We start from the raw sequence: 21,527 nt of genomic DNA, 5'->3' as shown, positions 1-21,527 counted from the left end.
CAGGCGTGGGACACCACCCCGATCGCTGACTCGCCCCGACCACCACCCACAGCTGTCGAGATGCCCGTACCCGCACCCCTCGAGCAGTCCTCGACCCCGGCTGCGACGCCGGTTCCCGCGCCGCTGTCGGATCGTGCGCAGGCCCGCATCAAGAAGAACGATCCAGAGGGCAAACGGCATCGCATCGTGGGAAAGAACGGCGCTATCAGCGTCAAGGGGATCATCTTCCAGGTCTCGCATCCACACGCCGGCCACGGCGTCCTCGTCGTGTGGGACCCCACAGGAGTGAAGTTCATCGACGAGGCCGGCGTGATCCTTGCTGAGCACGCCTGGCCGCCAGCAGGCGTTCGCTATGCCTCTGGGCACGGGCCGGATCCGACTGGCAGGCGTGGAGGTCGACCACGGAAGAATCTCAGAGTGTCACCGAAGTCCTGAGACATGAACTGTCACCGATGTCCTGATACAGAACTGTCACCGATGTCTCGAGACATCACAGTCTCGTCGTTTCGAGGTGATGTCAGCCCGCGGCAGGAGAGGGCGCGGATGCGAGCCGCTGTCCCGCCGCTGCACCCTCACCGAACGCACCCCGGTACTGCGCGGCCGGGTGGCGGTCCGGCAGGCGGTCGCTGCCGAAGATGCGGCCGCGCAGCGTCGTGGCCTCCCCGTACTCGGTCTTCGCGAGACCCCGCTCCTGCAGGGTGGGCAGCAGATCGTCGATGAACTCCTCGTAGCTGCTGGGCAGGCGCCAGTTCACGACGTTGATCCCGTCGACGCCGGCATCGCGCCATTCCTCCAGCGAATCCGCGATCTGCTCCGGGGTGCCCACGACCGTGCGGCCGATCATCCGCTCGCGGGCCAGGTCGCCCAGGACCGGTTCACGGCCCAGTCCGGCGCGCAGCCACTCGACGTGGCCACGGCCCCCGTTGTTCGGGATCGCGGACAGGGGAGTGTCCGCCGGCAGCCTGGACCCATCCGGCTGGATGCCGAGCGACGCGTGGGTGGCGTAGCCGGTGTCCGACGCGTACTCGTGGAGCTCCGCCTCCTTCGCCTTCGCCTCGGCCTCAGTCGACCCGATGACGAAGCTCATGCCCGGGAAGAACCGGATGTCATCAGCATGGCGGCCTGCGGCGACCGCCTGCGCACGGGTCTTCGCGATGTGGTCGCGGGCGACCTCCGGATTCGGAGGAGCGATGAACACGGCCTCCGCGTGTCGCGCCGCGAATGCGATGCCGCGCGGTGAGCCGCCCGCCTGGAACAGCAGCGGCGTGCGCTGGGGGCTGGGCGAGGGCAGATGCGGGCCCTCGACCCGGTAGCGCTCGCCCTCGTGGTGGATCTTGTGGATCTTCGCAGGGTCGGAGTATCGGCCGCCCTCGCGGTCGACCAGCACGGCGTCCTCGTCCCACGAGCCCTCCCACAGCTTGTAGGCGACGTCGACGTACTCCTCCGCCCACTCGTAGCGCGCATCGTGCTCCACCAGCGCGTCCAGCCCGAAGTTGCGGGCGGCGTTCTCCTGCGTCGAGGTCACGATGTTCCACGCGATCCGGCCCTTCGAGAGGTGATCGAGCGTCGAGATCTGACGGGCGAAGTTGAACGGGTGGTTCTGCATGACATTCGAGGTCGTGGCCAGTCCGATCCTCTCCGTCACCGCGGCGAGCGCACCCAGCAGGACGGTGGGGTCGTTGCTGGGGATCTGCAGGCCCTCGTGCACGTTGTCGGTGTAGACGCCGTCGGCGGGTCCGTAGAGGCCGGACACATCCGCGAAGAACATCGCGTCGAAGAGGCCGCGCTCCAGCGTGCGGGCGAGGTCGACCCACAGGTCGAGGCCCTCGAACTCGGTCTGCCGAGCGTCCGGGTGGCGCCACTGCCCGTGCTGAATATGCGACGGGGTGTTCATGAGGAACGCGTTGAAGAGGAGTGGTCGGGTCATGGTCATGCCTCCGTGGGTGTGGTGGTGGATGTGGTCGCGAGCCCCAGTGCGCTGTCGACCAGGGTCTGTGTGTATGGGTGCTGGGGGTCCTCGAAGATGGACCGCGGGTGGCCCTCCTCGACGACCGCGCCGTCCTTCATGACGAGCACGCGGTCGCTCAGGTGTGCGATCACTCCCAGGTCGTGGGAGATGAAGAGGCAGCTGAGCCCCGTCTGCGCCCGCAGGTCGTGGACCAGGTCGAGGATCTGGGCCTGGATGGAGACATCGAGCGCGGACACCGCCTCGTCGAGCACGAGGACATCGGGCGACCCCGCCAGCGCCCGGGCGATCGCCACCCGCTGCCGCTGACCGCCCGACAGAGTGCCCGGATCCCGGTCGGCCACGGCCGCTGTGAGGCCCACTGCCTCGAGCAGCTGCTCGACAGTGGCCTCTGCGCGGGAATCCGCCTGAGCGTCTGCTCGCTTCGCCGCACGGATCGCGTCGTCGAGGATGCGACGCACCGACCACCGCGGGTCGAACGAGCTGAGCGGGTCCTGCCACACGACGGACAGTCGGTGCCTCAGCACCCGCCGCCGCGCCTCCGCTGCGTCGGACCAGTCCTCGCCCAGCAGGCGGACGTGCCCGTCATCCAGGTCCTCGAGCCCGAGCACGATCCGCCCCGTCGTCGACTTCCCCGAACCTGATTCTCCGACGATGCCCAGCACCTCGCCGCGGCCCAGCGTGAAGGTCACGTCGTCGACTGCGACCCGGCGCTCGCCGCCGGGCGTCCGAAAGGACTTGCGCGCGCCTCGCACCTCGAGCACCGGCACTGGCTCGAGCACCGGCACTGGCTCGAGCACTGGTGCTGGCTCGGTAACCGGCGCCGAGGCCCCGGCCGGCTCGTGTGCCTGACCCTCGCCTGCGAGCCTCCGTCCCCGCGTGTGCGGGCCGGGGATCGCCTGGATGAGAGCGCGGGTGTACGGGTGCCGGGGGGAGGAGAGGATCTGCTCGGGGGTGCCCTGCTCGACGACCTCGCCTGCTCGCATGACCAGCACCTCGTCCGCGAGCTCCGCGACGACGGCTAGGTCGTGGCTGATGAGGATCAGCGACTGACCGGCTGCGCGCCGCTGCGCGAGCAGCTCGAGGACCTGGGCCTGGACTGTGGCGTCCAGGGCGGTGGTGGGCTCGTCGGCGACGAGGACCTCGGGGCCGGCTGCCAGGGCCGAGGCGATGAGAGCCCGCTGCCGCAGACCGCCGGACAGCTGGGCCGGTCGTTCCCGGGCGCGCAGTTGAGGCTCCGGCACACCCGCATCCGCGAGCAGGCGGTGGACGTGGTCCTTCCGCGCGCGGCGGGAGAGCCCCGTATGTATGCGCAGCGCCTCGTCGATCTCCGCACCGACCCGCCGCAGCGGATCGAGCGACACCAGCGCGTCCTGGAGCACGAACCCGATCCGCCCGCCGCGCACCCGCCGCCACTCCCGCGGGGTGAGGCGCAGCAGATCGAGGTCATCCTTGTCGTCCAGGCCACCCCTGTGGTCCAGGTCCTTCCGGCCATCCGGGTGTTCCCGGTCCTCCCATTGCCCGGGGTCCCCGTCACCCGCAGCCTGCCCTCCACTCAGCACCAGGCGCTGCGCGCTCACCTGCGCGCCGGCGCCGGTGAGGCCCACGAGGGTGCGTGCGGTGAGGCTCTTGCCCGATCCGGATTCGCCGACCAGCGCGACGCAGCGGCCGCGGTGCAGATCGAACGAGACGCCGCGGACCAGCGGCCCGTCCACGTGCTCGAACCCGATCATGAGGTCGCGGACGCTCAGCAGGGCAGCGGGAGCTGCGGGGACCTCGGCGCCGGGTACCGGATGTCCGGCTGGACCGGCGTACGTGCCGGTGGCGCTGTCAGCGGCACCTGTCCGGACGATCTCGCCGCCAGCCGATGGATGTGTCGTGAGTGCGGTGGTCATGTCAGTGTCCTCCTTCGAGACGGTCGCGCAGGTGCGCTCCCACGGCGGTCGTGGAGAGTGAGAGGGCGACGATGACGAGCCCCGGGATGACGACCAGCCATCCTGCGGCGGTGAGATAGGTGCGGCCCGCATCCAGCAGCGCACCCCATTCGGGCGACGGCGGTGCGACGCCCAACCCTAAGAACGCGAGGCTGGAGGCCCACACGATCGACTGGCCGATCGACATCGTGAAGACGCCCACCAGCGGTCGCAGGGCGTTCGGCAGCACGTGCTGGACGAGGATCCGGCCGCGGGGGTGCCCCAGCACGGTCGCCGCCTCGACGTAGCCGGAGTCCGCCGCTGCGTGCAGCTGAGCGCGGATCATCCGGGCGTACCCGGGGGCGGACCCGATCCCCACCGCGATCGCGAGGGTCGTGGGGCTGGGTCCGAACATCCCCACCACGAGCAGCGCGAGCAGCAGCGTGGGGAACGCGAAGAGGATCTCGATGACGCGGTCGACCACGGCTGCGACCGCGCGGCCCGTCAGGGTGAGGGAGGCCAGCACCAGCGCCAGGACGATGCTCACGGCTGCCGCCCCCAGGCCCACCGCCAGCGAGTCCCGCGTTCCGTGCACCACGCGGGTGAAGAGGTCGCGGCCCAGCTCGTCGGTGCCGAACCAGTGCTCGAGGCTCGGGCCGCTGAGCGTCGCGGCGAGGTCGATCTCACCCGGGTCGCCGGGTGCCAGGACGTCGGGTGCGATCGCCGCGACGGCGAACACCGCGAGTCCCGCTCCGGCCACCCAGACGTGGGCCGGCAGAGAGGCGGCTGCGCGCCGCGCGCGTGAGGCGACCGCGACCGAGGCGCCGGTCGGGTCCGTCGGTGTGGTCCCGGCCGGGTCGGTGGCCGCGGTCCCGGCGGTGCCCCTGCGCGCGGTCCCGGCGGGGCCCCCGCGTGCGGGACCGGCGACGGCCTCGGGCGGTTCGGTGGATGGTGCGGGCGCCTCGACGTGTGCGGGTCGGGTGGTCATGCGTTCCTCCGAGGGTCGAGGGTGAGTGTGAGGGCGTCGACCAGCAGGCCGGCGAGGACGTAGATCACCGCGATGAGGATGACGATCCCGGTGACGACGGGCAGGTCCTGCGACTCGATCGCGGAGACGAGCACCCGGCCGATCCCGCTGCGGCTGAACACGCTCTCCACCACGACCGCGCCGGACACCGTCGCGCCCAGAGCCCAGCCGGACAGCTGCAGCGGTGAGCGCAGCGAGTGCTTGAGTGCGTGGCGCAGGCGGACGCCGGTGTCGGACAGGCCGCGGATCCGTGCGCTCAGCACGAACGGCTGCGCGAGTGCTCGTTCGAAGTCCGTGCGCGCGGCCTGGCCCAGGAATCCGGCAAGAGGGATCGCGAGCGTCAGCACCGGCAGCACGAGGCCCACCGCGCCCCCGCCCACCACGGGGAACCAGTCCAGCTGCATCGCGAGGCTCAGCATCAGGATGACGCCCAGCCAGTAGTGGGGGAGGCTGGCGGCGGCGATCTCCAGTGACGAGCCGATGCCGCGCAGCCAGGGGGCCCGCCCCGCGGTGAGCGTCGTCCACACGATCATGAGGATCCACGCGACCGCGATCGCAGAGAGGCTCAGCACCGCCGTGGGAGCGAGCTGCTCCGCGATGACGTCCCACACCGGCCGGTGCTGCTGGTAGGAGGTGCCGAGGTCGCCGCGCAGCAGCCCGCCCAGGTAGTCGACGTATTGGGCGAGGACCGGCTGGTCGAAGCCGTACTCGGCGGCGACGGGCGCGGTCTCTTCCGCGGTCCGTTCCTGGAACTGGCCGGAGCGCAGGTTGAGGATCGTCGTCGCGCGATCTCCCGGCTGGGCGACCTGCGCGAGGAACGCCGCGGTCGCAGCGCCCCACAGGACGACCAGCGAGCCGAGGAGGCGCACGGCGACGGCGCGTGCCACGGCCCGGGCGCGGACCCTGCGGGATCCCGAGGCCGAGGCGCCGGTCTCGTGCGAGAGGCCGGCCCGGTCGGCGCCGGGCTGTGAGGTGTTGGGCGGGGGTGCGGCGGGCTGGGAGGCGGCAGACGGCTGGAGCGCGGCTGCGGCCTCGGGCGCGGTGGTGTGGGTGTGGGGTCGTGCGGCGGCGGGTGTCGTGTCAGTCGGCGATGTATGCGTCATGGAAGACCGGTCCTCCCTGTGAGTTCTCCTGGCGGAGGCCGTGCAGCCGGGGGCTCGCGGCGAGTGTGCTGAGGCGGTCGTAGACGCCGATCGACAGTGCTTCGTCGGCGATGGTCTCCTGGGCCTGTTGGTAGAGGGCGTCCTGCTCGGCGGGGTCGGTGGTGGAGTTGGCCTCGCGGATGAGGGATTCGAGCTCGTCGTCGAAGTAGAAGGCGGAGTTCGACGTATTCGGCTCTCCGCCGACCTCCTGCCGCCAGATGACGTGCAGGATCCCCGCGTTGATCGAGGTCCAATAGCCGATCGACAGGTCGTACTCGTCCGGTCCGGTGTAGGCACCGGCCGCGGCCTCGGACGGTGGGAAGGGGATGAGGGTGACGTCGAACCCGACGGCCTCCGCCTGCTGCTGGAGGCCCTGGATGATCGCGGCGCCGTCCTGGTTGATCGTGCGGCCGCCGGCGTAGGGGAACTCGATGTGCAGGCGTTCGCCGTCCTTCGTGCGGGTCCCGTCTGCCGCACGCTGCGTCCATCCGGCGTCGTCGAGGAGGCGGTCGGCCTCGTCCGGGTCGAAGGAGTAGCGATCGGCGGCTGCCTGGCTGTACCCGTCGGTCGCCTGGCCGACGGAGCCGTTGCCCTCGTAGGGGATGACGCCCTTGCCGACGGAGTCGACGACGGACTCGCGGTCGAGGCTGTACGCGAACGCCTGCCTGACGCGCTTGTCGTCGAACGGCGCGCGCGTCGTGTTGAAGCTGATCTGCTGCGGGCGGCCCGGGGTGTTGAAGAGGTGGGTCTCGTAGCCCTCGTCCTGCAGGTTCTCCCATTCGAACGCCTGGACGTCGTAGATCGCGTCGAGCTCGCCGGCGCGCAGGGCGGCAGTGCGGGCGGTGGGGTCGGCGAGGAACCGCCAGTCGATGCGCTCCGCCTTCGCAGGTCCCTGCGTCGCCGCGGTGGCGGGTGCCCAGTCGTAGTCGTCGCGGCGGTCGAGGACGATGTTCGTGCCGCGGTTCCACTCCGTGAGGGTGAAGGGGCCGGAGCCGATCGGGGAGGTGCAGTTCTCCTCCGCCGAACGGGTGGCGAGTGCGGTGGGCGACTGGATGCCGAAGTACGGCTGCGTGAGGTTCTCCGCCAGGAGCGGGTACGGATCGCTGAGCGCGATCTCCACGGTGCGGTCGTCGACGGCGGTGGCGTCCTCGACGTAGTCGTCCAACCAGACCTTGGCGGTGCTGTTGCCGCCCTCCAGCCAGTAGTCGACGTTGTCCACGATCGCCTGGGCGTCGACGGGGGTGCCGTCGGAGAACGTCGGCTCCTCGCGCAGGTGGAACGTCCAGGTGAGGTCGTCGTCGGAGACGTCCCAGTCGGTGGCGAGCCATGGCTCGACCGCGCCGTCGTCGCCCAGGGACACGAGTGCGTCGAGGACCTGGTGGGAGAGGTAGCCCTGCTCGATCCAGCCGCCGTGCACGCAGGGCGGCTCCTGCTGGTGGCCGTACGTGATGACGTCGGTGGGGGCGGTTGAGGCGGGTGCGGGGGCGGTTGACGTTGTGACGGGGGCTGCTGCGCCCGGGTCTGCTGAGACGGCCGGGTCAGCTGCTGCGCCCGGGTCTGCTGCTGCGGTGACGAGCGCGCCTCCGCACGCGGTGAGCGTGAGGGCGGAGACGGCGGCGGTGACCGCGAGTGCGAAGGGGCGGAGTGCGTGTGGCCGGTGCGGCGGCGAGTCGGTCATGCGGTGAGGTTCTCCCTGTGTGTCAGTGCGATGACCGTCACAGTAGGGAGCGCGGTGCCCTCACCGGCACCGATGCCGTCACGCCACGACGCGCACGGTCATACTGGTCAGAAGATCCGCATGTTTCCGGGGGAGCGGGAAGACCTCAGCATGACGGAATGCGGCAGGGTGTGACGCGAACCCACGACGCGACCCATGACGCGAACCACCAGCATTCATCAGGCCGCATAGCTTCTTTCCTATGCGGCCTGATGAAAGCTGGTGGCTGGTGGGATCTGTGGCTGATGGAGCCCGCGTCAGTTCGCCGTCGGCACCAGTCCGGGGCGGTTGGCGACCTTGTGCGGGTCGGCGATGACCTCGATGAGCAGTGGGAACTGTCCGTCGGCGATGAGCTGCTCCGCCGATTCGAGATCCTCCATGCTGGTCGCGCGCACTGCCTGAGCTCCCAGCGAACGGGCGACGTCGGCGAAGGACGGCCAGTCGATGAGCGCGTTCTCCACCGAGCTGCCGAAGTGGTCGAGCTTGAGGTATTCGGCCCCATAGCAGTCGTCGTTGAGCACCATCACGACCAGAGGCAGGTTGTGGCGCACCGCGGTGCTGAGCTCGACGATCCCCTGCATGAGGCCGCCGTCCCCCACATAGAGCCCGGTCGGCACATCCGGGTGCGCCGCGGCCACACCGACCGCGGTCGCGGTGCCCAGCCCGATCGACCCGAAGGTCCCGGCGTACACCCAGCGCTCGGCATCCACTGTGATGTGGGGCCACGTCGAGTAGACGAAGCGCCCCACATCGCTCACCTGCGGAGCGCCCTTCGGCAGTGCGCCGGAGAACCACCGGGTGGCATCGCGCATGTCGATGTACCCATCGCCGGTGGTGGAGGTGTACATGTCCTTGGCCTCCCGGTGCGGCGCCGCCGCGATGGCATCCATGTACGCCGCGTGCTTGACGTCGATCTCGGATTCGACGAGTCGGTCGAGCAGCGCCTGCGCCAGAGCCGCGGCATCGGCAACGATGACCTGGTCGGCCGGCCCGTAGCCGCTCAGGGCCGCCGGATCGGCGTCCGACTGGATGAGGATCCGGCCCTTCATGAGGTCGAACTTGTCCGTGGTGTGGGCGTTGAGCGAGGCGCCGAAGGTCAGCACGACGTCGACATCCGCCATGTAGTCGATGGCGACCGCGTTGGACAGCGTCCCGTGGATGCCCAGGTTCTCCGGTTCCCCGTCGAAGTAGTCCTTGGCCAGCACCGTCGTCATCACCGGAGCATTGATCGCACGGGAGAGCTCGAGGATCTGCTCACGTGCACCGGAGACCACCGCGCCGCGCCCGGCGACCAGCAGCGGTCGCTTGGCGGACACGAGCAGGGCCAGCGCCTCGTCGACGGATTCCGTGTCCGGGAGGACCCGGTGGCCGCGCACGGTCGGGAGCTTGGGCGCGCGGTACTCGACCTCGTGCCGCAGCAGGGCGAACGGCACATCGAGCACTACGGCGGTGGAGGACGCGGCGGCCAGCATGAAGGCCTTGTCGAGCATCGCGAGGAGCTCATCGGCCCTGCGGACCTTGACGAAGCCGGCTCCGGCGTAGCGGGCGAAGCCCTCGATGTCCGTGTACTGGAAGTGGCCGTTCACCTCGGGCGGTGAACCGGTGAGGAGCACGATCGGGCTGTGGGAGCGCACCGCCTCGGTGAGCGCGGTGAGGGTGTTCGTGAGCGCCGGCCCGTGGGTCACGGAGGCGACCCCGACCTCATCGGTCTGCCGCGCCCAGCCGTCAGCCATCGACACTGCGCCGCCCTCCAGGGCCGCCCCGATGTAGCGCCCGCCCTCGTGCTCCATGTAGGCGCCCAGGAATCCCAGGTTCGCGTCGCCCATCAGGCCGAACACCGGCCGCCCGGCGCGCTCCTCGGCCAGGTACCGGGCCACCGCTTCGTACACTCGCATAGCTTCCTCGCTCCGTGTGTTGACGAACGCGCGGATCGGCTTCGACCCACGCGTCTTAACGATCGTTCAGTGGCAGTCTAGGACACCTCGCGCGCGGCCGCCCGTGAAGCCCACGCGGCGGAACTCGCTGCCATGCGACAGTCGCCAGCCCACAGTCGCCAGCCCACAGTCGCCAGCCCACAGTCGCCAGGCCACGGTCGCCACACCACCCACCAGCTTTCATCAGACCGCATAGGAAAGAAGTCCGTCGGTCTGATGAATGTTGGTGGGTCGCGCCTGCCACGGGGAGGGGCTGGCCCGCGACTAGGATCGTGGATCATGGCCCGTTCTCCTCTTCCGCCCCGCGAGGGGATCTCCGCCACGCGTCTGCGCGCTCCCGGTGGAGCCGGCATGCACCCGCGGATGCACCAGCCGGTACCGCCGTCCGTGGGCGCGTGGCTGCGCGCGGACTTCCCCGATGCCTCGGAGGACGAGATCCTCGATCTCACCGCCACGCGCGAGCTCACCGCGGAGGACGGTTCCCGCGTGAGCCTCGAGGACCCCGTCATCCCGGGCGGCTTCTACTGGTTCCACCGCTACGTGCCGCCGGAGGAGCGCGTGCCGGTCGAGATCGGCATCGTCCATGAGGATGAGCACCTCCTCGTCGTGGACAAGCCGCACTTCCTCGCGAGCACCCCGAACGGCCGCTTCGTCCGCGAATGCGTCGTCACCCGCATGCGCGTCGAGCGCGACGACCCGGACCTGGTCGCGATCCACCGTCTAGATCGCGTGACGGCGGGTCTCCTGCTCCTGTCGAAGCGGCCCGAGACCCGTGGCGCCTACCAGACGCTCTTCCAGAACCGGCGCATCCGCAAGACCTACCGTGCGCTCGCCGCCCTGCCGCCCGCGCCAGTCTCCGCACCCGTTCCGCAGCCAGTCGACGGTGCCGACCGCGCCGGCTCTCAGACGACCACCGCCGCCGAGGTCCCGCTCGGCTGGGCCGCCTGCCGCACCACCCTGCTCCACAAGGAGTCGGGGGACCGGCAGGTGCGCGAGGTCCCCGGCCCGCCGAACTCTCGGACGGAGGCTCGCCTCGTGCGCATCCTCGGGGAGGCTGACCTCCCGACGTTCGCCGATCTGCCGACGGATGACGGTCTCCCGCCCTCGACGAACCCGCAGGCCGACGGTGACCTTCCGACCGCACCCACAGGCGCGACCCCGCGGATCGGCGAGTTCGAACTGACGCCGCACACCGGACGCACGCACCAGCTGCGGGTGCACATGAATGGGTGGGGGACCCCGATCCTCGGCGACCCCGTCTACCCCGTGGACCTGGGTCCCGACCCCTACGACCTGTCGTCTCCGCTCCAGCTGCTCGCGAGCCGTCTGGAGTTCCGCGACCCGCTCACGGGCGAGGGGCGCGTCTTCGACAGCAGGCTCAGCCTCCGGCCCACTCGGTCGCAGCTCGCGATCTGAGTCCTTCCGGTCCTTCCGGATTCGTGTCTGTCGTCGCGGCCACTAGAATGGAATCCGATTTCGACGAGAGGTGCGCCGTGACTGTTCCCGACCCCTCCGTCGTCGCTCCGGACCCCGACATCCCCCGCCCACCGCGCCTCCTCCGCATCGGACTCGTCGTGTTCGAGGTGGCGAGTTGGGTCAGCGCAGGCATCCTCGCGATCTTCGGAGTCCTGGGCATCGTCTCGATGCTCCAGGGGACCGTGCCCGGGACGGCGCGGGTCATGGACGGAGCCTCGCTCATCGCCGCCGGCGGTGCGGCAGTCGAGGGCGGCACGATCGACGTCGTGTTCGAAGGCGTGCCGGTGAGTGTCTCCTGGCCCTACCTCTTCACGATCGTCGCCACGTTCGGCACGTGGATCGTCATGTGCCTCGCACTCGCCGTCGTCTCCCGCGGGATGCGGTCGGGAGCTCCGTTCCGCTGGGTCACACCGAAGTTCCTCTACACCTTCGCCGCGATCTGGACGGTGCTGGCCTTCGCCGCGCCCTTCGTCGTCGGTGAGGCCCAGCCTGCGATGGCACGTGCGGCGGGGGTCGTGGTCCCGGGTGCCACCTTCTCGTACACGATGCGGGTCGAGGACCTGCTGGGGATCCTCTCGGGGCCGGTCGTCGCCGTCGTCGTGGCAGTGCTCGCCACCGGATCGCGGATGTGGGCCCAGCACAGGCGACGCACCTGAACCGATGCACGTGAGCCGACTCATCTGAACCGACGCATGCGAACCGACGCATGTGAGTCGCGGCGCCCGCCGAACCGTGGTGCGGGTGCGGCGCACCTCACGGCCGGCCTCCCAGCGGGCGCTCCGCTGCAGGCGGTAGCGTTGTCCGCGCCCTGCGGCGCCCCGGACACACGACGCAGCAGATTCCGCCGCCTCTCACACCACTGCCCGGAAGGACGATCCGCATGTCACCCGCACGTGTCTTCGCCACCGTCCTCGCCTGCCTCACCGTGCTCGCGATGGGTGCCGGGCTGTGGATCCTCGTGTCGTTCCTGTCGCTGGCGCCCGGGCCGCAGTCGGACCCCTCCGACGCCGAGGCCGACCGCGGTCCCGCTGACGGCGCCCCGTCCCGGCCCGAGGCCCCCGAGAGGATCGGCGGAGGAGTCGCAGCGGCCTCGGGCACGGCAGACGACGGCCGGGCGGAGCCGGCTGCCGGATCGCCCGCCGCGGACTTCGCAGTGGCCCCCGGCTGGGTGGAGGACCTCGCGCAGCGCACGGGCATCCCGGAAAGGGTGCTGGAATCGTATGCGTCAGCCGCGCTGTGGGCGGGGGAGGAGCACTCGACCTGCGGGCTCGAGTGGAACACCCTCGCCGGGCTCGGCTGGGTCGAGAGCCGCCACGGGTGGCTGCAGGGGGCCTCGGTGACGGCGGACGGAGACGTGCGACCGGAGATCATCGGGATCCCGCTCGACGGGACCAACGGCACGGCGGAGATCACGGACACCGACGGCGGCCGGCTCGACGGCGACACCGAGTACGACCGCGCGGTCGGCCCGATGCAGTTCATCCCGGAGACGTGGGAGATGTTCGCGGTCGATGCGCGGGGGCTCGGCGGCGCGGATCCGCATCAGATCGACGACGCAGCGTTCACCGCGGCGAACTATCTGTGCAGCATGCAGGTGGACTTCGCATCGGATGACGAGTGGTCGAACGGCATCCTCCGCTACAACGCGTCGGACCAGTACGTCGAGGACGTCCACTCCGCGGCGCAGCACTACGCGTACGTGTGAGACTGCGGGGACGCGTGAACTACGCGGACGTGTGAGCGGCGGCGCCCTGCTCGCCCGCCACCTCGAGCACGATGCGCCCCTGTGACCCGCCCGCCTCCATCTTCTCGTGCACCTCGCGGGCTCGTGTGTACTCGACGACCTCGGTGACGTCAGCGCTCAGCCGTCCGGCGGCGACCTCGGCCAGCAGAGCCTCGAGCTCCTGGTTCGTGCATGACTTGGTGCCCAGCAGCGCGATCTCCTTGAGGATGAGGTAGGCGGGAGGGATCGACACCTCAGCGCCTTCGACGTTGCCCACGACGACGACCGTCCCGCCGGGCTTCACCGCATGCAGCGATTCGCGCAGGGTCGGAGCGCCCACGACCTCGAGCACGAGATCCGCCTTGAGCCCCAGGTCATCCTTCAGCCGACGCGCGAACTTCCGTTCCGGATCCACGATGACGTCGTGGGCTCCGGCATCGTGGGCCACCCGGGCCCCTGACTCCGACGACGTGATCGCGATGACGCGGGCGCCCTGCGATGCTGCGATCTGGACCGCGTGCATCCCGACACCGCCGCTGGCTCCCGTGATGACGACGTCCTGACCGGCTCGCAGTGCTCCGCGCGTCACGAGCGCGTGCCACGCTGTGCCCAACGTGCAGGTGACGATGGCGGCAGACGTGAGCGAGACCTCGGCGGGGACGTGGACCGTGGTCGAGGCCGGGATCACGACGTACTCCGCGTAGCCGCCGTCGAGGTCCTCGCCCAGGAACTTCGGCGTGACGACGGTGCACAGTGACTGGTTGCCCCCGATGCAGTTGTCGCACGTCCCGCAGCCCGAGAAGATCATCGACATCACGCGGTCACCGGCGGCGAAGCCCTCCACACCGTCGCCCACCGCATCGATGACGCCGCTGACCTGGTGGCCGAGGGTCAGCGGGTGGATGGCGCGGGGGAACCTCCCGGCTCGGGTGAGGAGGTCGTGGCGGCACACGCCGCAGTACGCGACGCGGATGCGTATCCAGCCGGAATCCGGCTGGGGGACGGGGACGGTCGCAGAGTGGAGGACCTCGGGGCCGCCGAAGTCCTCGAGCCGGATCGCGTGCATCTGCGTGGGCGTGGGGGTCGTCATGGAGATCCTTCTGTTCGTGCTGTGCGTGGGGAGAGGCGGGTGCGGAGACGTGGGCGCGGATATGTGGGTAGGGAGATGTGAGTGGGGAGCAGCGGATCAGCGCGTGGGGAGCACGTCCTCGGCCATCTCGCGCAGGCGGTTCCGCTGGATCTTGTCGCCGTTGGCCCCGCGGACCGTGGGGAACTCGTCGAGGGGGATCACACGCTTGGGCACCTTGAACGTGGCCAGGACAGCGCTGCAGTCGGCGAGGACTGCGTCTTCGTCGAAAGTCGTCTCCGCGGCCGGATCCAAGACCACGAAGGCGACGGGTACGAGGCCGCGTGGTCCCGGTGCCGCGACGAACTGCGCCTCGCCGATGCCGGGCAGGGTGATGAGGAGGTCCTCCACCTCCCGCGGCGCGACGAGGAAGCCGCCCAGTCTGAGGACATCGCCCATGCGATTGAGATAGACGACGTCGTCTGCCGTGCGCATGTACCCGAGGTCGCCCGTGCCGAACCAGCCGTCCTCATCGACGGGCGTGTCCTCATAGCCGTGCTCGGTGATCCTGCCGGGGGAGACGAACGGTCCGCGGATCTCGATCTCGCCTGTCGGCGGCTCATCGGAGGTGGTGTCAGGGGCGGCAGGGGCGTCGGTGGTGTCAGGGGAGTCGGGGGTATCGGCGGCGACTCGGACTTCTATGAGCGGTGCGACGGGGACTCCGCCGCCCTGCGAGAGGCGCTCCATGTCTGCGTCGGCGGGCGGATAGCACATGAGTGCCTGGACCTCACTGGAGCCGTAGGTCTGGAAGAACCTCTTGCCGAGCTCCCCTCCGCGTCTGATGATGCCGCGGACGTCCGTCGCGGTGAAGTTGCCGAATCCCACTTCGCACAGCGTGCTGATCCGTGTGGGGTCCTCCACCGCATCGAGCATCATGGCGAGCATGGCGTCGGCCATGTTCGTGTGCGTGATCCGGTGCCGTTCGATGAGGTCGATCGTCTGACGCGGGTTGAACGCGGCCTGGAGCACGGCGGGGCGCCCGGCGCACAGCGCGGCCATGAGGGTGTTGAGACCGAACACTCCGCACAGGGGGAGAGTGGCGAGCACCACGGTGGACGCATCCATGTAGCCGAAGGTGCGAGCCACAGCGGTCGAATGCCCGATGAGGCCGGCCTGCGTGTGCATGATGATCTTCGGGACCCCGGTGCTTCCGGAGGACGTGAACGCGCTCGCGTGGGTATTCGCGTCGTGGGTGGACGGTTCGCGAGGGGCGGCTTCCAGGAGTCGTGCGTAGTCGATCGTGGCGAACGGGGTGGGTTCGGCTGTGGTCCCGGTGTCGGCGGCAGTGGCCGGTGCCGCGGCACCGGAGGATGCCGCGGGAGCAGCGGGGGAGGGGGCCTCGGGCGCGGTCGCCTCGTCAGACGGCAGCGCGACCTCCACGACCAGGCGGATGGCTTCGGGATCGTCAGCATGGATCTCGCGGAGCATGTCGCGGAAGCCGATTCCCCTGAACCCGGGATCGGTGATCACCAGATCACAGTCTGCACGTGCGAGCAGGCCGCTCACGTCGTGACTGCGCAGCTTCGTGTTGATGCCCAGTGCGGTGGCGCCCAGAGCGGCGAGCGCTGCAGCGGTCTCGACCCACTCGAGGCAGTTGGGCAGCCAGACCGCCACGATCTGTCCCGGCTCCACTCCGAGGTCCGCGAAGCCGCCGATGAGGCTGCGGACACGGGCGAGCAACTCCGCGTGCGTGAGCGTGCGCTCGCCATCGATCAGAGCGCTGTCATGCGGAGCAGTGCGGGCGTTGTGCTCGAGCAGTCCGTACCAGGTCGAAGGGGACTGCGCAGGTGGTCCGTCGGTCGTGGGGGACGGGTGGGCCGCTGTGGCCTCCCTCGTCGTCTCGCCTGCAGTCGTCACTGATTCTCCTCACGCGCGGCATCCTCGCTGCGCTGATGTTCGCCGACCATCCGCGACTCTGCCGTGTGGTCTGGATCATATGCGTTTTGTCCAGTATGGTTCATAGAAAATATTCTGTAAACACGAGGCGGATGACTCGCTTCGGAATCTCAAAGGGGAGGTGCCACGGGATGACTGCTCTGCGAAGTCGCAGGAACCGGCGCAACAGACTCAGCGATCGAGCCGCCTCATGGGTGCGCGAGGCGATCATCGCGGGCAAGCTCCATGAGGGCGACAGGCTCTATCCGGAGAAGCTCGCAGAGGAGCTCGACATCAGCGTGACGCCTGCCCGCGAAGGTCTGCTGGCAGTCGAGGGCGAAGGCTTCGTGGAGATGGTCCCGCGCAAGGGCTTCGTCGTCTCGCCGCTGTCCTCAGAGGACATTCGAGACATCTTCATCTCCCAAGCGCTCATCTGCGGCGAGCTCGCCAGCCGGGCGGCCCTGAAGATGTCCGACGCGGACGTCGAGGAGCTCTTCGCGGTCCAGGCCGAGCTGGAGCGGGCAGTCAGCGAAGACGACTACACCGCCTATGCCGTAGCCAACCACCGGTTCCATCGCATGATCAACGTGGCGGCGAACGCACCCAAGATGGTGTGGCTGCTGGCGATCACCCTGCGCTACACCTCTCCGTCGCTGTACACGGAGACGTCGGGCTGGCTCGAAGCCTCGTGCACAGACCACCACACGATCCTCGACGCGCTCAGGCAGCGCGATGCGGAGACATCTCGCGCAGCGATGGTCGAGCACATGACCCATCTGGGAGACCTGCTGGCGGCACGCATCGCAGCGAGTGAGGGTCGTGCCGGCGAGGGTGACGGCGGCGATGATCGCGTGCGGATTCCCGCAGGGGCAGTGGTCCCCGCAACGAAGCCCGCATAGACGGTCCTCAGCGATCCCCAGCGATCCCCAGCGATCCAGGGCGATCCCAGCGATCCCAGTAGACCTCAGACGATGTCAGATCCGGTTCAGAGAGGAACCATCATGAGCAAAGAGCACAAAGCTGCGGTGGGTGAGCAGTCGGCCACTGGAGCCGAATCGACTGAGAGCACAGGTCGAGGCCTGTCGCTGCGCACGATCACCGCGCCATTCAGCCGCTTCATCGAACGATGGATGCCGGCTCCACTGATCTTCGCGGTCGCACTCACAGTCATCGTCGTCATCATGGCGCTCGCGATGACGCCGGCTACGCCGGTCGACGTGCTCGCCGGCTGGGGCACCGGGCTGTCGGACCTGCTCGCCTTCACAACGCAGATGTGCCTCATCCTGCTGCTGGGGCACGCGCTGGCGAACACCGCGCCTGTGCGCAGAGCCCTCGTGGCGATGGGGCGGCTTCCCCGCACGTCGTATCAGGCGTACGCGTGGGTCACGCTCGTCGCGTGTGCGGCGTCGATGCTCACGTGGGGGCTGGCGCTCGTCGTCGGCGGTCTGCTGGCCCGCGAGGTCGCAGTCCAGATGCGCCAGCGCGGCGTCGAGGTCCACTTCCCACTGCTGGTCGCGTGCGCCTACACCTCGATGAGCGTGTGGTCGATGGGGTACTCGAGCTCCGCGCCGCTCGCGGCCGCCACCCCAGATTCCTTCATCATCGACACCCTGGGTGCGACGATCCCGGTGTCGGAGACGCTCGGTACGTGGTGGAACCTCGTCGGCATCGTCGTCGTGGTGCCGGCACTTGTTCTCATCATGCCGACCCTTCGCCCTCGCTCCGGGGAGAGCATCGTGCAGCTGCCGAAGGACCTGGCGGCCGGCGACGGGGTCGAGGCCGCAGTGGCGCACTTCGATGACGAGGACACGAGCCCGGCTGCCCGGATGGACTCCTCCCGGATCGTCCCGCTCCTCCTCGGACTGGGCGTCGCGGCCTACCTCATCTGGTACTTCTCCACGAACGGTTTCGCACTCACACTCGACATCGTGAACTGGTCGTTCCTCGCCGCACTCCTGCTCCTGTCACGGTCCACGTACGAAGTGGGTCAGCTGGTGAAGAATGCGGCCTCCACCGTGGGCGACATCCTCCTCCAGTTCCCGCTGTATGCAGGGATCATGGGCATCATGGTCTCGACCGGACTGGGCACGCTGATCGCCAACTTCTTCGTCGATATCTCCAATCCGGTGACATTCGGTCCCATCGCCTTCGTCTCCGCTGCTCTGCTCAACATCGCCATTCCGAGTGCGGGCGGTCAGTTCGCCGTGCAGGGTCCGGTGATGCTGGAGGCAGCACAGACGATCGGCGTCGACCCTGCCGTCGTGACGATGGCCATCGGCTATGGCGACAGCATCACCAACATGATCCAACCGCTGTTCGCGCTGCCTCTGCTCGCGATAGCCAACAGTCGGCTCCGCGACATCGTGGGATACACGTCGGCTTCGATGCTCATCTCGGGAACCGTGCTGATCGGAGTGACCTTCGTCGCCGGTCTCCTGTGATCCGGGGACGTGCCGGTTTCGTGACCACGTCGCCAGACCAGTGAATCCGCGCCGGGCGTGAGCAGTCTCATGCCCGGCGCGGTGCCGTCGCGGAGTAGCATGGCGTGCACACGCGAAGCATCGAGGCGGCAGCGGCAGTCGCCCCGCACACATGCGGTCAGCGCGCGGTTCATGAGGATGATGGGGGACACATGGCGGATGACCAGACAGACTTCACAGTGGCGGGGGACCCCTTCGGTCTGACCGGTCTCACCTACGATGACGTGCTTCTCCTCCCGGGCGACACGGACGTGATCCCCTCGGAGGCCTCCACCGCGACGCGGGTGACGCGAGAGCTCGAGATCAACATCCCGCTCGTGTCCGCTGCGATGGACACTGTGACGGAATCCCGCATGGCGATCGCCATGGCGCGGATCGGCGGTCTGGGCATCATCCACCGCAACCTGTCCAAGGAGGACCAGGCCGAGCAGGTGGACTACGTCAAGCGCTCCGAGTCCGGGATGATCGACAACCCGGTGACGATCACGCCGGACCGCACCCTGGCTGAGCTCGACGAGATCTGCGGCCAGTACCGCATCTCCGGTCTGCCCGTCGTCGACGGGGGCGGCGTGCTGCTCGGCATCATCACGAACCGCGACCTCCGCTTCATCCCTCGGAACAAGTTCGCCTCTGCAACCGTCGGCGAGTTCATGACCAAGGCTCCGCTGCACACCGCGAAGGTGGGCGTCGAGCCGGACGAGGCCTACGCGGTCCTGCGCGAGCACAAGATCGAGAAGCTCCCGCTGGTCGACGACGACTACGTGCTGCGCGGCCTCATCACCGTGAAGGACTTCGTCAAGAGCGAGGAGTACCCGCTCGCGGCGAAGGACGGCCAGGGCCGCCTGCTCGTGGGTGCGGCGGTCGGCTTCCACGGCGACGCGTACGAACGCGCGGGCTTGCTCGCGGAGGCAGACGCGGACGTACTCGTCGTCGACACCGCGAACGGTCACGCCCGCGGAGTCACGGAGATGATCCGGACGCTCAAGTCCGACCCCGCGTTCCGTGACGTCCAGATCATCGGCGGCAACGTCGCGACGACCGAGGGAGCACAGGCGCTCATCGACGCGGGTGCCGATGCCATCAAGGTCGGCGTGGGCCCGGGCTCCATCTGCACGACGCGCGTCGTCGCGGGTGTGGGCGTCCCCCAGGTCACGGCGATCCACCTCGCCGCGCAGGTGGCGCGCAAGGCCGGGGTCCCGGTGATCGGCGACGGCGGACTCCAGTACTCCGGCGACATCGGCAAGGCACTGGTCGCCGGTGCGGACGCCGTCATGCTCGGTTCGCTGTTCGCCGGCACCGCGGAGAGCCCGGGTGAGCTCCTGCTCATCAATGGCAAGCAGTTCAAGGGCTACCGCGGCATGGGCTCACTGGGAGCGATGGCACCGCGCCAGGGACAGTCGTTCTCGAAGGACCGCTACTTCCAGGCTGATGTTGCGGCGGATACGGACCTCATCCCCGAGGGCATCGAGGGCCGGGTCGCCTACCGCGGACCGCTGCGGCAGGTGGCCAACCAGCTGACAGGCGGGCTCCGCCAGACGATGTTCTACGTGGGTGCGCGGACGATCCCGGAACTCAAGCAGCGGGGCCGCTTCGTGCGCCTCACGGCTGCGGGTCTCAAGGAGAGCCACCCGCACGACATCCAGATGACGGTCGAGGCGCCGAACTACCACTCGAACTGACTCGCGCTCCTCCCCTGCACCCCGGCCGTCTACTCTGCGCCGGGGGTAGGGGAGGATGATCGCATGACTCCTTCCCCGGCGCCGGGTCGCCCCACGCGGTATCTGCCGGTGCTGCTGATCTTCGTCGCCGTGTTCATCGCGGCGATCAACCTCCGTGCAGGCATCGCGTCGCTGGGCGCCGTGCTCGACGGGGTGCTCACCTCGTTCGGCGCCGGCGGCCGGCTGGCGGGTGTCGTCACGGCGATGCCCGGCTTCTTCTTCGCCGTCATGGGGCTCGCCGCTGTGCCCCTGGCCTCACGCTTCGGGCTGAGCAAGATGCTCACGTGGGGCATGGTGCTCACGCTCATCGGCCTGGCGGCCCGGCCGTGGGTGGGCGAGTTCTGGCTGTTCATCGCGCTCACCGCCTGCGTGGTCGTCGGCATCGCGCTCGCCAACGTGCTGCTGCCCGCGTGGATCAAGAATCACGGCGGGCGGAACATCATCGCGCTCATGACGATCTACACCTCGGTACTGGGTCTCTCCGGGGCGCTGGGTCCCCTGAGCGCCCTCCTCTTCCACGGCGATGACGCGTGGCGGGGCGCGCTGTTCGTCTGGGCGATCTTCGCCGCCGGCCAGGTCGTCGTCTGGGTGGTCATCGCGGCGCGCACCGGTTTCGACTTCCCCTCGCTCGCGCGGACGCGTGTGGTGCCGGAGGTTCCCGAGGCGCCAGAGACTGCCGAGGCGACAGAGATTGCCGAGGTACCGAAGACTCCCGAGGCGCCTGCGACAGTCGATGCGTCCGCGACTCCCGAGGTGCCGGGCGGCTCGGATGCCGCTACCGCCTCGGCGTCGGTATCCGATTCCACCCCGCCGGCGCGCGCCCGCGCGTCACTGTGGCGGGCACCCACCGCCGTGTTCCTCATGCTGTTCTTCGGGCTGCAGTCGATGAACGCGTATTTCCAGATGGGGTGGCTGCCGCAGGTCTACATCGACAACGGCGTGTCGGCGTCGGTCGGATCCGTGGCGCTGGCGCTCGTCGGCGCGCTCAACATCATCGGCGGACTCACGATGCCCACGATCATCGACCGATCACGCTGGCTCGCGATCTATCCAGTCGTGTTCTCCGTGTTCGCGGCCGCGGGCTACCTGGGGCTGTACCTCGCCGCGGACACGTGGCCGCTGCTGTGGGCGTTCCTGCTGGGGCTGGGCGGCTTCTGCTTCCCCACCGCGATCGCTCTCATCCCCGCGCGCAGCCGGACCCCACTGGTCACGGCCCGCGTGTCCGGCTTCGTCCAGCCGTACGGCTACTTCGTGGCGGCCGCGGGCCCGCTGATCGTCGGTGTCGTGTACGGCGCGACGGGGGAGTGGTCGGCGATCCTGCTGGGGCTGGTCGCCGCGACAGTGCTCATGGCGATCGTCGGCTACCGTGCCAGCCGCCGCGGCTTCATCGACGACGAGCTCGAGGCCGGAGCAGGGGCGGTCTAGCAGCC

15 protein-coding genes and 1 pseudogene are annotated in these 21,527 nt (G+C 69.3%); 8 read left to right on the top strand and 8 right to left on the bottom strand.

What is annotated here, in order from left to right; all coding sequences use genetic code 11:
* A pseudogene (locus BSP109_RS08715) lies at positions 1-435 on the top strand (hypothetical protein); the annotation flags it as partial.
* Between the two features lie 82 nt (positions 436-517).
* Here BSP109_RS08715 and BSP109_RS08710 read toward each other — a convergent pair.
* From BSP109_RS08710 to BSP109_RS08685, 6 genes are all read right to left on the bottom strand, one after another.
* Complete coding sequence (locus BSP109_RS08710; RefSeq protein ID WP_373404767.1) at positions 518-1,927, bottom strand: LLM class flavin-dependent oxidoreductase; 1,410 nt, start codon at positions 1,925-1,927, stop codon at positions 518-520.
* 2 nt (positions 1,928-1,929) lie between these two features.
* On the bottom strand, positions 1,930-3,861 hold the full coding sequence (locus BSP109_RS08705) for an ABC transporter ATP-binding protein (RefSeq protein ID WP_257944613.1): 1,932 nt from the start codon (positions 3,859-3,861) through the stop codon (positions 1,930-1,932).
* A 1-nt stretch (position 3,862) separates the two neighbouring features.
* The gene (locus BSP109_RS08700; protein WP_087005349.1) at positions 3,863-4,867 is read right to left on the bottom strand and encodes an ABC transporter permease; all 1,005 of its coding nucleotides are present in this window, start codon (positions 4,865-4,867) and stop codon (positions 3,863-3,865) included.
* Complete coding sequence (locus BSP109_RS08695) at positions 4,864-6,009, bottom strand: ABC transporter permease (RefSeq protein ID WP_180959664.1); 1,146 nt, start codon at positions 6,007-6,009, stop codon at positions 4,864-4,866. The genes BSP109_RS08700 and BSP109_RS08695 overlap by 4 nt, the downstream gene beginning before the upstream one ends.
* Positions 5,987-7,726: an ABC transporter substrate-binding protein gene (locus tag BSP109_RS08690; RefSeq protein ID WP_101600056.1), complete on the bottom strand. Its 1,740-nt coding sequence runs from the start codon at positions 7,724-7,726 to the stop codon at positions 5,987-5,989. The genes BSP109_RS08695 and BSP109_RS08690 overlap by 23 nt, the downstream gene beginning before the upstream one ends.
* Before the next feature lie 296 nt (positions 7,727-8,022).
* On the bottom strand, positions 8,023-9,660 hold the full coding sequence (locus tag BSP109_RS08685) for a thiamine pyrophosphate-binding protein (RefSeq protein ID WP_101600055.1): 1,638 nt from the start codon (positions 9,658-9,660) through the stop codon (positions 8,023-8,025).
* Positions 9,661-9,978: 318 nt separating this feature from the next.
* On the opposite strand from BSP109_RS08685, the gene BSP109_RS08680 reads away from it, so the two are divergent.
* The 3 genes from BSP109_RS08680 (at position 9,979) to BSP109_RS08670 (ending at position 12,880) form a co-directional block, all read left to right on the top strand.
* Positions 9,979-11,115, top strand: coding sequence for a pseudouridine synthase (locus BSP109_RS08680; RefSeq protein WP_087005337.1), 1,137 nt, complete (start codon positions 9,979-9,981; stop codon positions 11,113-11,115).
* A gap of 77 nt (positions 11,116-11,192) precedes the next feature.
* On the top strand, positions 11,193-11,831 hold the full coding sequence (locus BSP109_RS08675; RefSeq protein ID WP_146001109.1) for a hypothetical protein: 639 nt from the start codon (positions 11,193-11,195) through the stop codon (positions 11,829-11,831).
* A 224-nt stretch (positions 11,832-12,055) separates the two neighbouring features.
* Positions 12,056-12,880, top strand: a complete 825-nt coding sequence (locus tag BSP109_RS08670; RefSeq protein WP_087005331.1) for a lytic transglycosylase domain-containing protein — start codon at positions 12,056-12,058, stop codon at positions 12,878-12,880.
* Between the two features lie 19 nt (positions 12,881-12,899).
* Here BSP109_RS08670 and BSP109_RS08665 read toward each other — a convergent pair whose 3' ends face one another.
* Together BSP109_RS08665 and BSP109_RS08660 are read right to left on the bottom strand one after the other, a co-directional pair.
* Positions 12,900-13,988, bottom strand: coding sequence for an alcohol dehydrogenase catalytic domain-containing protein (locus BSP109_RS08665; protein ID WP_087005328.1), 1,089 nt, complete (start codon positions 13,986-13,988; stop codon positions 12,900-12,902).
* A 96-nt stretch (positions 13,989-14,084) separates the two neighbouring features.
* Positions 14,085-15,881, bottom strand: a complete 1,797-nt coding sequence (locus BSP109_RS08660) for an AMP-binding protein (protein WP_101600053.1) — start codon at positions 15,879-15,881, stop codon at positions 14,085-14,087.
* Between the two features lie 170 nt (positions 15,882-16,051).
* Here BSP109_RS08660 and BSP109_RS08655 point away from each other — a divergent pair, with 170 nt between their 5' ends.
* From BSP109_RS08655 to BSP109_RS08640, 4 genes are all read left to right on the top strand, one after another.
* Positions 16,052-16,798 carry a GntR family transcriptional regulator gene (locus tag BSP109_RS08655; protein ID WP_180959663.1) on the top strand — a complete coding sequence of 249 codons (747 nt, stop codon included), beginning with the start codon at positions 16,052-16,054 and terminating at the stop codon, positions 16,796-16,798.
* Between the two features lie 102 nt (positions 16,799-16,900).
* Complete coding sequence (locus tag BSP109_RS08650; protein ID WP_101600051.1) at positions 16,901-18,340, top strand: short-chain fatty acid transporter; 1,440 nt, start codon at positions 16,901-16,903, stop codon at positions 18,338-18,340.
* A gap of 191 nt (positions 18,341-18,531) precedes the next feature.
* Complete coding sequence (gene guaB, locus BSP109_RS08645) at positions 18,532-20,058, top strand: IMP dehydrogenase (RefSeq protein WP_101600050.1); 1,527 nt, start codon at positions 18,532-18,534, stop codon at positions 20,056-20,058.
* Positions 20,059-20,121: 63 nt separating this feature from the next.
* Positions 20,122-21,522 (top strand): MFS transporter, encoded by a 1,401-nt coding sequence (locus tag BSP109_RS08640; RefSeq protein WP_101600049.1) that lies wholly within the window; start codon positions 20,122-20,124, stop codon positions 21,520-21,522.
* Positions 21,523-21,527: the final 5 nt, after the last annotated feature.

The organism is Brevibacterium sp. Mu109 (assembly GCF_900169375.1).
In the GTDB taxonomy this organism is placed as follows: Bacteria; Actinomycetota; Actinomycetes; order Actinomycetales; family Brevibacteriaceae; genus Brevibacterium; species Brevibacterium yomogidense_A.
The sequence above is the reverse complement of the archived record's forward strand: the minus strand, read 5'-3'. Positions and strand labels throughout refer to the sequence as shown.

Excerpts from the sequence above, each read along its gene's own strand:
- BSP109_RS08710 (WP_373404767.1), bottom strand. The coding sequence starts at position 1,927 with ATGACCCGACCACTCCTCTTCAACGCGTTCCTCATGAACACCCCGTCG.
- BSP109_RS08705 (WP_257944613.1), bottom strand. The coding sequence starts at position 3,861 with ATGACCACCGCACTCACGACACATCCATCGGCTGGCGGCGAGATCGTC.
- BSP109_RS08700 (WP_087005349.1), bottom strand. The coding sequence starts at position 4,867 with ATGACCACCCGACCCGCACACGTCGAGGCGCCCGCACCATCCACCGAA.
- BSP109_RS08695 (WP_180959664.1), bottom strand. The coding sequence starts at position 6,009 with ATGACGCATACATCGCCGACTGACACGACACCCGCCGCCGCACGACCC.
- BSP109_RS08690 (WP_101600056.1), bottom strand. The coding sequence starts at position 7,726 with ATGACCGACTCGCCGCCGCACCGGCCACACGCACTCCGCCCCTTCGCA.
- BSP109_RS08685 (WP_101600055.1), bottom strand. The coding sequence starts at position 9,660 with ATGCGAGTGTACGAAGCGGTGGCCCGGTACCTGGCCGAGGAGCGCGCC.
- BSP109_RS08680 (WP_087005337.1), top strand. The coding sequence starts at position 9,979 with ATGGCCCGTTCTCCTCTTCCGCCCCGCGAGGGGATCTCCGCCACGCGT.
- BSP109_RS08670 (WP_087005331.1), top strand. The coding sequence starts at position 12,056 with ATGTCACCCGCACGTGTCTTCGCCACCGTCCTCGCCTGCCTCACCGTG.
- BSP109_RS08665 (WP_087005328.1), bottom strand. The coding sequence starts at position 13,988 with ATGACGACCCCCACGCCCACGCAGATGCACGCGATCCGGCTCGAGGAC.
- BSP109_RS08655 (WP_180959663.1), top strand. The coding sequence starts at position 16,052 with ATGACTGCTCTGCGAAGTCGCAGGAACCGGCGCAACAGACTCAGCGAT.
- BSP109_RS08650 (WP_101600051.1), top strand. The coding sequence starts at position 16,901 with ATGAGCAAAGAGCACAAAGCTGCGGTGGGTGAGCAGTCGGCCACTGGA.
- guaB (WP_101600050.1), top strand. The coding sequence starts at position 18,532 with ATGGCGGATGACCAGACAGACTTCACAGTGGCGGGGGACCCCTTCGGT.
- BSP109_RS08640 (WP_101600049.1), top strand. The coding sequence starts at position 20,122 with ATGACTCCTTCCCCGGCGCCGGGTCGCCCCACGCGGTATCTGCCGGTG.